The organism is Azoarcus sp. DD4, from assembly GCF_006496635.1.
Taxonomy (GTDB): Bacteria; Pseudomonadota; Gammaproteobacteria; order Burkholderiales; family Rhodocyclaceae; genus Azoarcus.
In genome coordinates this window covers 3,564,768-3,577,831 of record NZ_CP022958.1, presented here as the reverse complement: position 1 = coordinate 3,577,831, position 13,064 = coordinate 3,564,768, and the positions used below count along the sequence as shown (strand labels likewise).

Below are 13,064 nucleotides of genomic sequence, written 5' to 3'. Positions count from 1 at the left end.
TCGCGGCGTCAGAAGGTTTTCAGGTACTCGACCAGCGCGTCCTTGTCGGCGGCCGGCAGTTCGGTGCCGTAGGCGGGGCCCTCATGGCCCTGGTTGCCGTTGCCGGGCACGCGGGTGTCGTAGCGGAAGAGCGGTGGGCTGCCGGGCGCGGCGGGCGGCGGTTCGGCGACGAAGCCGACCCGCACCGGGTCGTAGATGTCGCTGCCGCGCATGAAGGTGGCCGGCCGCGCGCTGGCGGGTTCCAGCAGGTCGCGCAGGGTCGGGACCGAGCCGTTGTGCAGGTAGGGCGCACGCAGCCAGACGCCGTCCAGCGGCATGTTGGCGTAGCCCCAGGTCTTGCGGAAATGCTGGAAGCGGTGCGGATAGCCGGCGTAGAGCGTGGCCTGGTTCACCGCCAGCTCGCGGGTGTAGGAATCGAGCCGGGCGCGGTCGGTGGCGATTTCGGCGATCGGCGTCACATGGCCGACCTTCGCCCCCTTGAAGTCCTGCCCGCTGGCGCCGTGGCAGGCGGCGCAGTACTGCGCATAGAGCGGCGCGCCGCGGGCGGCCAGCGCCTGGTCGATGGGGTAGGGCCAGGCGGGCGGCGCGAGGTCGAGCAGCCAGTCCTCCACCCGGCCGATGGCGGCAAGGTCTATGGTGGGCGGCGTGGTGCCGGTGCCGAAGGCGGCGCTCTTGTTGCGTTCCTCGGTATGGGTGTTGTTGCCGTCCCAGTGCAGTTCCATGCGCTCGCCGTCGTCGCGCGTCATGCGCTTCCTCTGGTGCCAGATCGATGGGAAGTCGGACGCGCCGAGCAGTTCCTGCGGCGGCAGCTGCCTCATCGGGAAGTTGAACAGCACCTTGGCGGAATTGAAGGTGTCGACCCGGCCCGGGCCCCATGCCGGCTGCTCGAAAACGAAGTCGAAGCGGCCGCGCAGCATCAGCAGGCGCTCGCGCATCAGCGCGATGGCGACCGGATACACCAGGTAGCGGTCGATCGGGCTGAGCTTGCCGGCGAGGCGGTCGATCTCCGGCACGATGAACTCGCGCGAGAACTTCGGCCCGGCGGCGCAGTTGAAGAAGAAGGTCTCGAAGGCGCGGATGTCGAAACGGTGCGCCGGCATGCCGACGACGATGCGCGGCGGCGCGTCGGCCGCATCGCGCACGGTGCTGGTGTGGCACACGGCGCAGTTGAGGAAGACGCGGTCCAGGCCGAGGTTGCGCCGCTTGGAAACGCCTACCGGCAGGTCGCGGCCGGGCTCGAACAGCATGCCGAGCGAGGCGTAGCCGGGGCCGGGCAGGTGTTCGGCGCAGACCTGCGGCAGCGCCTGCCAGATCCAGTAGGGAAAGCCGGATTCGCGCTCGCCGCCGGTGGAGCCGTACTTGAAGTGCTGCAGCGGGTCGGTGTAGGTCACCGGCCGGTCGGGCAGGAAGCGGGCGGCGGCGTAGATGCCGCCGAACACGATGGCGAGCCAGGGCAGCAGCGCGAGCAGGCGCCACAGCCAGCGCAGCCGGGGTTTGTGCGGGGTGGGGCTGGCGGTCACGGCGGTCTCCTCAATGCGGCCGGGCCGGGGCGCAGGGTGCCAGGCTGGCGTAGGGACGGTCGGGCAGGGTGGCGGGCAGCGGATGGCCGGACAGCGCCGCCAGCGTGGCCTGCATCGCGCGCAGGTCGGCGGATTCGGCGAAGCCGGCGGCGTGGGCTGCGGCCGGCGGCGGCATTGGCACTTTGGGGCGCGCCGCCGGCGGCAGCGCGTTCATCGCCAGCCGGTAGGCGATGCGCGGTGCGCAGGCGGCGAGGCTGGCGCGCACGGTGGCATCGCCGCCGCGCAGGAAGGCGGGCGGGAAGGCGGTATCGGCGGCGTGGCACTGGCCGCACTGGCGGACGAAGGCCTGCAGCTCGGCCGGCCAGGGGGTGCTGCGGGCCGCGGGCGGGACGGCAAGCACCGGCATCGCTGGCGGCGCGGGTCGGTGCGGCGGCTTGATGCCGAGTCCGGCGAGCAGCGGCGGCAGCACGGCGTCGCGGCGCAGCGGCAGCGCGTCGAGCGCGTCGCTGCGGCCGGCGAGGGTGGCGCGGGCGAGTTCGTCCACCGCGGCATCGAGCGGCGCAAGGTCGGCGGCGAGTTCCAGCCGGGCGGTCGCGGTGGTGGCGGCAGCATCGGGCGGGACGAGCACGAGCTTGCGGATCGCCTCGCCGCTGGCGCTGCGCAGGGCGAGCGTGCCGCGCTGCAGGTGGAAGTGCTGCGTCTTGCCGTCCGTGCCGGGCGGCGCGAGCGCCACCGCGCCGACATCCTGGCCGGCGAGCACGAGGCGATCGATGCTGCCACCGCGGTAGCGCGCACCCGCTCTGTCGAGGCGGGCGAGCAGGCGGCTGCCGTCGGTCGCGGCGCAGTCGAGGTCGAGCCGGCTGCCGTCGGCGCTGGGGCGGGTGGTGCAGGTGAGATCCAGCGTCCGGCCGGCGACGGCGCGGCCGGCGAGCTGGTGGTCGAGCAGGCGGATGTCGGCTTGCGAGAAGAACTGCGACAGCAGGTGCAGGTAGCGCCTTGCGTCGGCGTGGTCGCGCCCGCGCCAGTGTTCGAGCGGTGCGCGCAGCGCGAGCGGATCGAAGGCGGCAGGCACGTCGGCGAGCCGGTGCGGATCGTCGCCGGCGTGGGTTACGTCGGCAAAGGGCTGGCGGTTGGGCAGCGTCGGGTCGGCGATGGCGATGCCCGCCGGCCAGCGTTGCCGCCAGTTGGCCAGCAGGTGATCGATGAAGCCGCGTTCGCCGTCGAGCATGATCGGCCGCTCGCCCGCCAGCCGGTAGCGCAGCGCCAGGCGCAGGCTGGCGGCGCGGCAGGCGATGCCGGCTTCGCCCTCGCCGCAAGCTTGCTGCCACAGCCGTTGCGCGACCAGGAAGAGGTTGGCGCGCGCGGTGGCGTTGTCGATGGCGTCCGGCACATCGACGCCGTGGCGCCAGGGCAGGCCGTAGAAATCCTGTCCGGCCGCGGCCAGGCGTGCGGCCACCGGCGGGCTGGCGCTGGTTTCGTCCCACGACTGGCGCGAGAAGATGGGGGCGGCGTTGTGGTGGCAGGCGAGGCAGAGTGCGCGGTCGGCGTAGCCCACCTGTGGCCGTCCGCCGGCACGGTAGTCGCGCACCAGCTGGAATTCGAAGCGGCCGGCGCGTTCGTTGTAGCTGATGACCTCCAGCGCGGTGCTCTTCTCGTGGTAGGCGATGTAGAGGCGGTCCTTCAGGTAGAGGTGGCCGGCGCCGGCCTGCGCGGGCGGCTCGCCGGTGACGGCGGCGACCACCCGCGGGTAGCGGAAGGCCTCGACGTCGCCGGCGGCGTGGCGCTGCAGCGAACGGCCGAGCGGGATCAGCACGATGGACAATCCTCCGTTGGCCTGGCGGGCGTCGAGCTGGCGGGCGATGTGTTGCAGCAGCGCGGTGATGGGGAAGGGCACGGTGGGCTCGCCGGCGAGCACATGGTCGAAGAGCGAGGCGCCGGCGGGGGGGAGGTTGTCGCCGGGGGGCTCGATGACGGTGGTGGGTGGTGCTGCCGCCAGGGTGGTGGCGCAGACCATGATTAAGCTTGCGATTGAATGGGTGGCGGTTCGTCTGGAGCAGGTTTGTTCCTCCCCCTTCAAGGGGGGCGTAGCAGGGGTTTCGGCGAGCACTGCTCGCCGCCTGCGTAGCGGCGAGGCGAAGCCGAGACTACTGGTTAGGAGGGGGATGGGGTTGTTGGGCGCCGGTTTAACCCCATCCCCACCCCAGCCCGGGAGCCTCCGCCTTGCTCCGTCGTTCAGCAGGCGGCGAGCAGTGCTCGCCGAAACCCCTGCCTCACCCCCTTGAAGGGGAGGGAGTGGAGTAATCCCGCGCATGGGCGGTCCTCAATTGCTGCGAATCGCCGCAACCCGCTGTTGCGTGCCCGGCCAGCAGTCTTCCTGCACCTTGCCGGTCTTCATGAATTCCTCTTTGGCGCGCTCGGCGATGTCCTTGTTGTAGAGCACGAAATTCACCACGAAGCTGCGGTCCATGTAGGCGCGGCCAAGGTAGAAGCCGGGATAGACCATGCGGATCTCGTCGCGGATGGCGAAGCCGTCGCGGCCGGCCAGCAGGTCGGGCATGCGGCGGTAGCCGGGCAGTTCGTCGGTGAAGGCGTAGTCGATGATGATGGATTCGCGCCGGCCGTCGAGCAGGCTCTGGCCGCAGTAGAGCTTGGCGGGGAACAGCAGCCACTGGTCCTTGCCGGCGATCTTCTCGGTGGCGAGCGGGTTGGCGTCGTTTTCCTCGACCAGACCGAGCTTCTTCAGCGCCGACAGATCCTCGATGCGATTGCGCAGCAGGCGCTCGCCGCGGTAGAAGACCTTGCCCTTCCACAGCGTTTCGCCGACCAGGTCGAGCTTGGCGCCGGCCACGTTCACCACCAGGCCTTTGAGCCCGCCGCCGGCGATTTCCGACAGCCGCAGCTTGCCGCTGCCGCCGCGCGGGAAGAACAGGTCGCCCTCGAACGGCCCGTCCGGGATGGGGCCGGCCGACAGCCGGGCATAGATCTGGTCGACCTGCTCCTGGTCGAGGAAGCTGAGGTTCTTGGGCGTGATCTTGTAGAGATCGTCGGGCGACAGCGGATGCTGGTATTCGAGCCGGGCGAAGTCGGGCTTGCCGGCGTAGCCTTCGGTGTAGGGCATGAAGGCGATCTCTGGCGCAGCCTTGTCCTTGCTGTCGAAGAAGTCGCAGCCCGCCAGTCCCAGGACCAGCAGGGCGGCAGCGGTGGCCGCGACGCGGCGGGGCGAACGGTGGGTCCTCATTGCGTCCCCCTGTGCTTAGAACGTGTGAATAAATCTACTGCGCGGGTCGATTGCTGCGTTGCTCACTCGCTCACTCCTCGCCTATCCATCTGATATGTCTTGTCGTTCGCGAATTCGCGCCTTGCACTCGACCCTGCTCGCTACGATTTCTTCACACGTTCTCAGAGCGTGGCGAGGAAGGCGGTCAGCGCGTTCTTGTCGCTGTCGGGCAGGTCCTCGCCGAAGCGGTGGCCTTCGTTCTCGATCTCGGCGGTGCAGCTGCTGTACACCTGCTTCACCAGGTAGGGCCGGGTCCTGAGCGCCTCGACCAGGGCGTTGGGCTTGCCGACCAGTTCCTCGGTGATGGCCTTGAGGTCGCCGAGCACCTTGGCGCCGGTTTCCTGGCCCAGGCGCTGCATGAGCGCGGCCTCCAGTTCCTTGGGTGCGGTCTTGCTGCGCACCAGGTCGGCGATGAAGGCCTTGTGCTGGAAGTTGCCCAGCGTGCCGGCGGTGACGCCGCGGCCGTCGATCTCGCTCGGGATGGTCAGCGCGAAGCCGAGCAGGGTCTCCTTGTCGGTGCCGTCCCACAGCCGCGGGCCGATGCGCAGGGTCACGTCCTCGTTGAGCAGCGTGACCTTGGGAATGCGTTGGGCCGGGTTGAGCAGGTCGGCCATCGACAGCTTGAAGAGCTGGTAGCGGCCTTCCACGCTCGGGTCGTAGGCGAGGCAGGCCGGCTGCTGCGCCGGCGGCAGCAGCTTGATGAGGCTGCCGTCCACGTAGCGCGGGCGCTGGGCGTAGAAGTCGTTGGCGGCGACGGCGGGCTTGCCGCACAGCTCCGGACCGAGGGCGTTGTTGTGCAGGAAGGGGGCGTGCGCCCACAGGTTGAGCAGCGAGATGTTGCGGTAGTGGCCGCGGCCGCCGTCGCCCGGCTCCTTGACGTTGGGGTCGGGCGGCTGGGCACGCAGGGTCTCGGAGCCGTATTCCTGCCACACATGGCCGGCCATGTGGTTGGAGTGCAGCGCACGGCAGCGGAAGGTGCCGACTTCCGATGCCGGCGTCGGCTTGTCGTTGCCCAGCCAGTCCTGGCGCAGGCCGCTCTTCAGGTCGAGTTTGTGGAAATCGAGCGCGGCGAACTGGCCGGCGGCGGCTTCCGGCTGGCTGGAGTGGCAGCGCGCGCAACTGTTGGCAAAGACCTCCCGGCCGCGCGCCACCGCGCCTTTGCCGAATTCGCGTTCGAGGTCGGCGATCAGGTCCTGATCGGTGTAGCGGGCGGCGGGCGACGCGACCCGCAAGACGTTCTCGCGCGCGGCGCGCAGGTCGGTGGCGGCGGCTTCGGCCGACATGAAGAAGTCGAGGATGTTGCCGAGACGGTCCTCGATGGCGCGGAAGTTGGGGCAGTCGCGCCGGCACTGGCCGATGTCGAACGGCGTCTGGCCGAAGCCGCGCTGCTGCGGATCGACCTGGCGCAGATCGGACAGGTGATTCACCCAGCACTGCTCGGAACAGGAGCCGATGTTGAAATACACCCGCTGGATGGCCTCGAGTGCGCCGATGGAGTCCTCGCCGCCCTTGAGGATGTGATGCACGGTGTCCTGCTGCAGCGACTTCTTCCAGCACTTGCCGTTGCGGCCGGGTTCGCACCAGCAGCGGGTTTCGTCCTTTTCGGCTTCGCAACTGGCGACCTTGCGCCATTTCAGCACCGACTCGTTGGCGAACACCGGCCGCTGCGGGATGTTGATGAGCGCGTTGATGGTGCCGGGGTTGTTCACCTGGTCGGTGGGGATGGCCGAGGTGTCGCTGGTGCCCGGCCGGGCGTGGGCGAACATCTGCCATTCCAGGGTGTTGGAGGCCATGCCCGAGACCATGATCTCGGAGATGCGGGTGTACTGGTTGCCGATCAGGCCCTTGATGTTCTCCCACTTCGGATTGGCGGGGTCGGCCGGCGGATTGAGCGGATCGAAGGCGATGTGGCAGGAGCCGCAGGAGGTGCCGATCAGGAAGGGCGGCTCGATGGCGCCGTCCTGCAGGTGGGAGCGCGCCGCTTCGCCGCGTCCGCCGGCGGCGGCGATCGGCCGGTTGTAGCCTTCCCAGCTGCCGAGGCCGCCGTTCAGCTTCTGCCAGGCGGCCTTGTCGAAGCGCGGATTGGGGAACTTGCGGATGCCGAGCGCGCCGGTGGAGGTGCCGAACTTGAGGTCGCAGGCCGACTGGCGCTGGTCGGCCGGGCCGTGGACCTCGCCTTCGGCCAGCGGCGCATCGGCGAAGTCGCAGGCGGGGTCGCGGTAGCCGTCGCGGCCGACATGGCGCAGCAGTTCCTCGTCGCCCGGGCACCAGTCCATGCCATAGGTTTCGTCCAGGCTCTTGGCCGGGCAGTTGTCGCTGCCCGGCACGCAACAGGCGGGGTCGTTGATGATGCCCCAGGCGCGGAAACGGTCGTCGCGCTGGTCGGCGCGCAGCACGCGGAACCAGTCGATCAGCACGCCGACGCGCTGCTGGAAGACGTAGGTGTGGAAGCGGTCGTTGCCGGCCGTGGCCTTGAACCAGATCAGCCGCCCGGCGCACTGCGAGGCGTCGAGCCCTTCGCGCGCACAGGCCTCGTAATAGGGCGCGTCCTGTTCGTGGACCACGCGGGTGCCGCCGGGCGGGGGCGCCACCGCGGCTGGCGTTCCGCTTGCCGGGGCGGCCGGGGGCGACTGGGCGATCAGGGGGCGTGCGGCGAAGTAGGCGAGGGCGGCGAAGGCGATCGAAAGGACTGCGAGCAGCTTGCGCGTCGTCATGATGCGTCCTCCTGCGGGCTGCGGATGCACACAACCGGGGGTGGTCGTACCGGACGCACGCCGGGCGAGGCGTTGCATGACGCAGGCACGTCCGGCCATGCGCCACGAATGCCCGCGATATGCATCGGTGCGACGAATCTCTCTGCCGGCTTGGGGTTGCGCGGTGCTGCCGCAGTGCGGCAAGCCTTCTCGATGACCGGCTACAGGTTAGTTAATTGGTAGCAGGAAATACCCTGTTTGCAAGAAGCGTTGCAAAGCCGCGGTGACCGCCGGCCGGGCCTTGCGGTCCGGGGGGCGTGCTTGCCAGACTGGCAGCGAGGCCGGCCGCAGCAGGCCGACGATGCGAGGAGGGGACGAAATGCCCGAGGCGATGCCGACCATCCTGTTCGGTGCTTTCGACCGCCACAACCTCGGCGATCTGCTGTTCCCGCATCTGCTGGCTGCTTTGCTGCCGCCGGGCGCGCGCCTGATCCATGCCGGCCTGGCCGAGCGCGACCTGCGCCGCCATGGCGGCCACAGGGTCCATGCGCTGGCGAGGCTGGCATGCGAGTGGGGCGGGCGGCCGCTGCGGCTGATCCACGTCGGCGGTGAACTGCTGACCTGCGATGCTTGGCAGGCGGCGGTGATGCTGCAGACGCCGGCTGCGGCACGCGCGGTGATCGCCCGTCTCGACCGCCGGCCGGCCGAACGGCAGGTGTGGGCGGCGCACGAACTGGGGCTGTCGTCGCAGGCGCCCTATGTGGTGCCGCGGACGCTGTTCCCCGGTGCGGTATGCGTGCTCTACAACGCGGTCGGCGGCGTCGGGCTGGTGGACAGCCCGCCGGCGCTGCGTGCCGAGGTGCTCGCCCGGCTTGCCGAAGCCGACGCGGTGGGCGTGCGCGACCGGCAGACGCTGGCCTATGTCGCCGCGGCGGGCATCGCCGCGCAGCTGATGCCCGATCCGGCGGCGATGACGGCGGCGCTGCTCGGTGCGCGCATCCGGCGTCGCGGCCGGACGGGCGAGGTGGCGGCGCTGGGCGCGGCGTTTCCGCAAGGCTATCTGGCGGTGCAGTTCAGCGCCGATTTCGGCGACGACGACACGCTTGCGGCCATCGCCGCCGGACTGGATCGCGCCGCGGCCGATGCCGCGTGCGCCGTGGTGCTGTTCCGCGCCGGGGCGGCGCCCTGGCATGACGAGCTCGGCTGCCTGCAGCGGCTGGCGGCGCGGATGCACGCGCCGGTGCACGTGTTCAATTCTCTCCACGTTCTCGATATCTGCGCGCTGATCGCCGCCAGCCGCGGCTACTGCGGCAGCAGCCTGCACGGCCGCATCGTGGCGATGGCCTGCGCCCGGCCGCGCATTAACCTGCTGCATCCGTCGGCGGCGGCGCGCAGCGGCAAGCAGATGGCCTATGTCGAAACCTGGGAGCCGGCCAGCGTGCCGGCGGCGGTCGGCGTGGATGGAATCGCCGGCGGCGTGGCGGCGGCGCTGGCGGTCGATCGGCAGCTTCTGGCAGAGACGGCCGAGGGCTTGGTCCTCACCGGCCGGCAGCGCTTTGCCGCGTTGCTCGACCGCTGCCCGGTGGCCCCCCGCTAGCGCAGGTTGCGCATCGACGAGCGCAGCTTGTAGCGCTCGCCGGGGTGGATCAGCCGGGCGTAGCTGACGAGGTGCTCGTTCGACCAGGTGCGGCGGGTCATCCGCAGGCAGGGCGCGCCGGGTGTCGTCTCCAGCCAGGTGGCGGTCTGCGGATCGAGCGGCACTGCCTCGACCACGTGCTCGACGTCGGAGATGGGGCAGGCGGCCACCAGCACCTCGTTGGGGGTGTGGCGCGAAAAATCGGTATCGAGGTAGTCCGGCGCCCATTTCGGATTGACGTAGCGTTCCTCCAGCTGGATGGGCACCTCGTTCTCGCGATGGACGATGAGGGTGTGGAACACCCGGCTGCCCAGGCGCACGCCGAGGCGCAGCGCGACCTCGTCGTCGGCCTCGATTTCCTCGCGGCAGAGCACCTCGTTGCGGTAGGCATTGCCGCGGCCGCGTACCTCGGCAGCGATGTTGAGCACCTCGTCCAGCACGGATTCGGCCTTGCGCTCGGTGACGAAGGTGCCCAGCCCGGGCTGGCGGACGAGGTAGCCCTGCCGCACCAGGTTCTGGATGGCCTTGTTGGCGGTCATGCGGCTGACGCCGAAGTCGCGCGCGAGCTGTTCCTCGGGTGGAATCCGGTGGTGCAGCGGGTAGGCGCCGCGGTGGATCCTGTCGAGCAGGAAGGTCTCGATCTGGCGGTAGCGGGGCGCGGGGCTGGCCATGGGCGGTCTGTCGCGGGTGCGGCGCGTTCAGCCCTGCGAGGGCAGCAGGCCGGGCGGCATCAGTGCCGACAGGCAGCGGCTGTGCAGCAGCGCGGTGGCGGCGGCGATGTCGGGGGCGAAGTAGCGGTCTTCGCGGTAGAAGGGCACGCGTTCGCGCAGCAGGGCGCGGGCGGCCTCCAGCGGCGGCGAGCTCTTCAGTCCGGCGCGAAAGTCCAGCCCCTGGCAGGCGGCCAGCCATTCGATGGCGAGGATGCCGCGCAGGTTGTCGGCCATCGCCCACAGCCGGCGGCCGGCGTTGGGCGCCATCGACACGTGGTCTTCCTGGTTGGCCGAGGTCGGCAGGCTGTCCACGCTGGCGGGATGGGCGAGCGCCTTGTTGTCGCTGGCGAGCGCAGCGGCGGTGACCTGGGCGATCATGAAGCCGGAGTTGAGCCCGCTGTGGGCGACGAGGAAGGGCGGCAGGCGCGACAGGCCGGCGTCGATCAGCAGTGCGATGCGGCGCTCGGAAAGTGCGCCGATCTCGGCGAAGGCAAGCGCGAGGTTGTCGGCCGCCATCGCCACCGGCTCGGCGTGGAAGTTGCCGCCGGAGAGAATGTCGCCGCCCCCGTCGGCATCGGCGAACACCAGCGGGTTGTCGGAAACGGCGTCCGCCTCGGCGGCGAGCACCTCCGCCGCCTGGCGGATCTGGGTGAGACAGGCGCCCATCACCTGCGGCTGGCAGCGCAGCGAGTACGGGTCCTGCACCTTGCCGCAGGCGACGTGGGACTGCGCGATTTCACTGCTCGCTTCGAGCAGGTGGCGGTAGGCGGCGGCCGCGTCGATCTGGCCGCGCTGGCCGCGCGCGGCGTGGATGCGCGCATCGAAGGGCACGCGCGAGGCGAGCGCCGCTTCCACCGTCAGGCTGCCGCACACCAGCGCTGCGGCGAACAGGTCTTCCGCATCGAAGAGGCCGCGCAGCGCGTAGGCGGCGGACACCTGGGTGCCGTTCACCAGCGCCAGGCCTTCCTTGGCGGCGAGCGTGAGCGGTGCCAGCCCTGCCGCCGCGAGCGCCTCGCGCGCCGGCAGCCAGCAGCCGCGGTGGCGGGCGCGGCCTTCGCCGAGCAGCACCAGCGCCATGTGGGCGAGCGGCGCGAGGTCGCCGGAGGCGCCGACCGAACCCTTGGCCGGGATCTCCGGATAGACCCCGGCATTCACCAATGCGACCAGCGCGTCGATTACGTCGCGGCGCACGCCCGAGCAGCCGCGCGCAAGGCTGTTCACCTTGAGCAGCAGGATCAGCCGCACGGTGTCGTCGTCCAGCGCCTCGCCGACGCCGCAGGCGTGCGACAGCACCAGCGCGCGCTGCAGCTGTTCGAGTTCGTCGCGGGCGATGTGGGTCTGGGCGAGCTGGCCGAAGCCGGTGTTGATGCCGTAGGCGACGCGGTCCTCGTCGACCACGCGGCGTACGCAGGCGAGGCTACGCGCGATGGCGTCGTCGGCACCGGCGGCGAGTCGCAGCTGCAGCGGGCCGTGGTAGGCCTGCCGCAGCTGGGCCAGCGTGAGGCTGCCCGGTACCAGCTCGATCTCGCTTCCGCCCATTTCATGCCTCCCGGCCGGCGTCCAGCATCGGCAGGTCGAGACCGTTGTCGCGGGCGCAGCGGCGGGCTGCTTCGTAGCCGGCATCGGCGTGGCGCATCACCCCGCTGCCCGGGTCGTTGCGCAACACACGGCCGAGGCGCACGTGCGCTTCCGGCGTGCCGTCGGCCACGATCACCACGCCGGCATGCTGCGAGTAGCCCATGCCGACGCCGCCGCCGTGGTGCAGCGATACCCAGGTGGCGCCGCTGGCGGTGTTGAGCAGCGCGTTCAGCAGCGGCCAGTCGGACACCGCGTCCGAGCCGTCCAGCATGCGCTCGGTCTCGCGGTTGGGGCTGGCGACCGAGCCGGAATCGAGGTGGTCGCGGCCGATGACGATGGGCGCCTTCAGCTCGCCGCTGGCGACCATGGCGTTGAAGGCCTGGCCGAGGCGGGCACGGTCGGCCAGGCCGACCCAGCAGATCCGCGCCGGCAGGCCCTGGAAGGCGATGCGCTCGCCCGCCATGTCCAGCCAGCGGTGCAGCTGCGGGGCGTCCGGGATCAGTTCCTTGACCTTGGCGTCGGTCCGGTGGATGTCTTCCGGGTCGCCGGACAGCGCCACCCAGCGGAAGGGGCCGACGCCCTGGCAGAACAGCGGGCGGATGTAGGCGGGCACGAAGCCGGGGAAGTCGAAGGCGTTGGCGACGCCTTCTTCCAGGGCCATCTGGCGGATGTTGTTGCCGTAGTCGAAGGTGGGCACGCCCATCTGCTGGAAGTCCAGCATCGCGCGCACATGTACCGCCATCGAGCGCCGGGCGGCGGCGACCACCACGTCGGGTTCGGTCTGCGCGCGGGCGACGTATTCGTCCCAACTCCAGCCGATCGGCAGGTAGCCGTGCAGCGGGTCGTGGGCGCTGGTCTGGTCGGTCACCATGTCCGGACGCACGCCGCGGCGCGCCAGTTCGGGCAGTATTTCGGCGGCGTTGCCGCACAGCCCGATCGAGACCGCCGCGCCGCGCTCGACGTAGCGCTGGATGCGGGCGAGTGCGTCGTCGAGGTCGGTGGCCTGTTCGTCGAGGTAGCGGGTGCGCAGCCGGAAGTCGATGCGCGACTGCCGGCATTCGACGACCAGCGCGCAGGCGCCGGCCATCGTCGCGGCCAGCGGCTGGGCGCCGCCCATGCCGCCGAGGCCGGCGCTGAGCACCCAGCGCCCGGCAAGGTTGCCGCGGTAGTGCTGACGGCCGGCCTCGGCGAAGGTTTCAAAGGTGCCCTGCACGATGCCCTGCGAGCCGATGTAGATCCACGAGCCGGCCGTCATCTGGCCGTACATCATCAGGCCCTTGCGGTCGAGCTCGTTGAAATGTTCCCAGGTGGCCCAGTGCGGCACCAGGTTGGAATTGGCCAGCAGCACGCGCGGTGCATCGCGGTGGGTCTCGAACACGCCGACCGGCTTGCCCGACTGGATCAGCAGGGTTTCGGTGTCACCGAGCCGGCGCAGCACCTCGACGATGCGGTCGTAGCACTCCCAGTCGCGCGCGGCGCGGCCGATGCCGCCATAGACCACCAGCGCCTTCGGATTCTCGGCCACCTCGGGGTCGAGGTTGTTCATCAGCATGCGTAGCGGCGCTTCTGTCAGCCAGCTCCGGGCGCTGAGGGTGGTGCCGCGCGGGGCGCGGATTTCGGTGTCGCGGAACGTGCTCATGGCGATGCTCC

Annotated in this window: 8 protein-coding genes; 1 reads left to right on the top strand and 7 read right to left on the bottom strand. The window is 70.6% G+C overall.

The features are described 5' to 3' along the window. Positions 1-8: 8 nt before the first annotated feature. The 4 genes from CJ010_RS16440 to CJ010_RS16425 all read right to left on the bottom strand — a co-directional run bounded on the left by CJ010_RS16440 (position 9) and on the right by CJ010_RS16425 (position 7,511). Positions 9-1,520 carry a c-type cytochrome gene (locus tag CJ010_RS16440; protein ID WP_141019043.1) on the bottom strand — a complete coding sequence of 504 codons (1,512 nt, stop codon included), beginning with the start codon at positions 1,518-1,520 and terminating at the stop codon, positions 9-11. Positions 1,521-1,530: 10 nt separating this feature from the next. After that, positions 1,531-3,534, bottom strand: coding sequence for a hypothetical protein (locus CJ010_RS16435; RefSeq protein ID WP_141019042.1), 2,004 nt, complete (start codon positions 3,532-3,534; stop codon positions 1,531-1,533). A 306-nt stretch (positions 3,535-3,840) separates the two neighbouring features. Continuing rightward, on the bottom strand, positions 3,841-4,758 hold the full coding sequence (locus CJ010_RS16430; protein ID WP_141019041.1) for a hypothetical protein: 918 nt from the start codon (positions 4,756-4,758) through the stop codon (positions 3,841-3,843). A gap of 161 nt (positions 4,759-4,919) precedes the next feature. Continuing rightward, complete coding sequence (locus tag CJ010_RS16425) at positions 4,920-7,511, bottom strand: cytochrome c (protein ID WP_141019040.1); 2,592 nt, start codon at positions 7,509-7,511, stop codon at positions 4,920-4,922. Between the two features lie 358 nt (positions 7,512-7,869). Here CJ010_RS16425 and CJ010_RS16420 point away from each other — a divergent pair, with 358 nt between their 5' ends. Further along, positions 7,870-9,087, top strand: a complete 1,218-nt coding sequence (locus CJ010_RS16420) for a polysaccharide pyruvyl transferase family protein (RefSeq protein WP_240794386.1) — start codon at positions 7,870-7,872, stop codon at positions 9,085-9,087. On the opposite strand, the gene hutC is transcribed toward CJ010_RS16420, so the two are convergent. Genes hutC through hutU form a run of 3 tightly spaced genes read right to left on the bottom strand, consistent with a single transcriptional unit; the run spans position 9,084 to position 13,053 of the window. Beyond that, positions 9,084-9,797, bottom strand: a complete 714-nt coding sequence (gene hutC / locus CJ010_RS16415; RefSeq protein WP_141019038.1) for a histidine utilization repressor — start codon at positions 9,795-9,797, stop codon at positions 9,084-9,086. The genes CJ010_RS16420 and hutC overlap by 4 nt on opposite strands. A 27-nt stretch (positions 9,798-9,824) precedes the next feature. Beyond that, complete coding sequence (hutH, locus tag CJ010_RS16410; protein ID WP_141019037.1) at positions 9,825-11,375, bottom strand: histidine ammonia-lyase; 1,551 nt, start codon at positions 11,373-11,375, stop codon at positions 9,825-9,827. 1 nt (position 11,376) lies between these two features. Continuing rightward, the gene (gene hutU, locus CJ010_RS16405; protein WP_141019036.1) at positions 11,377-13,053 is read right to left on the bottom strand and encodes a urocanate hydratase; all 1,677 of its coding nucleotides are present in this window, start codon (positions 13,051-13,053) and stop codon (positions 11,377-11,379) included. Positions 13,054-13,064 lie beyond the last annotated feature (11 nt).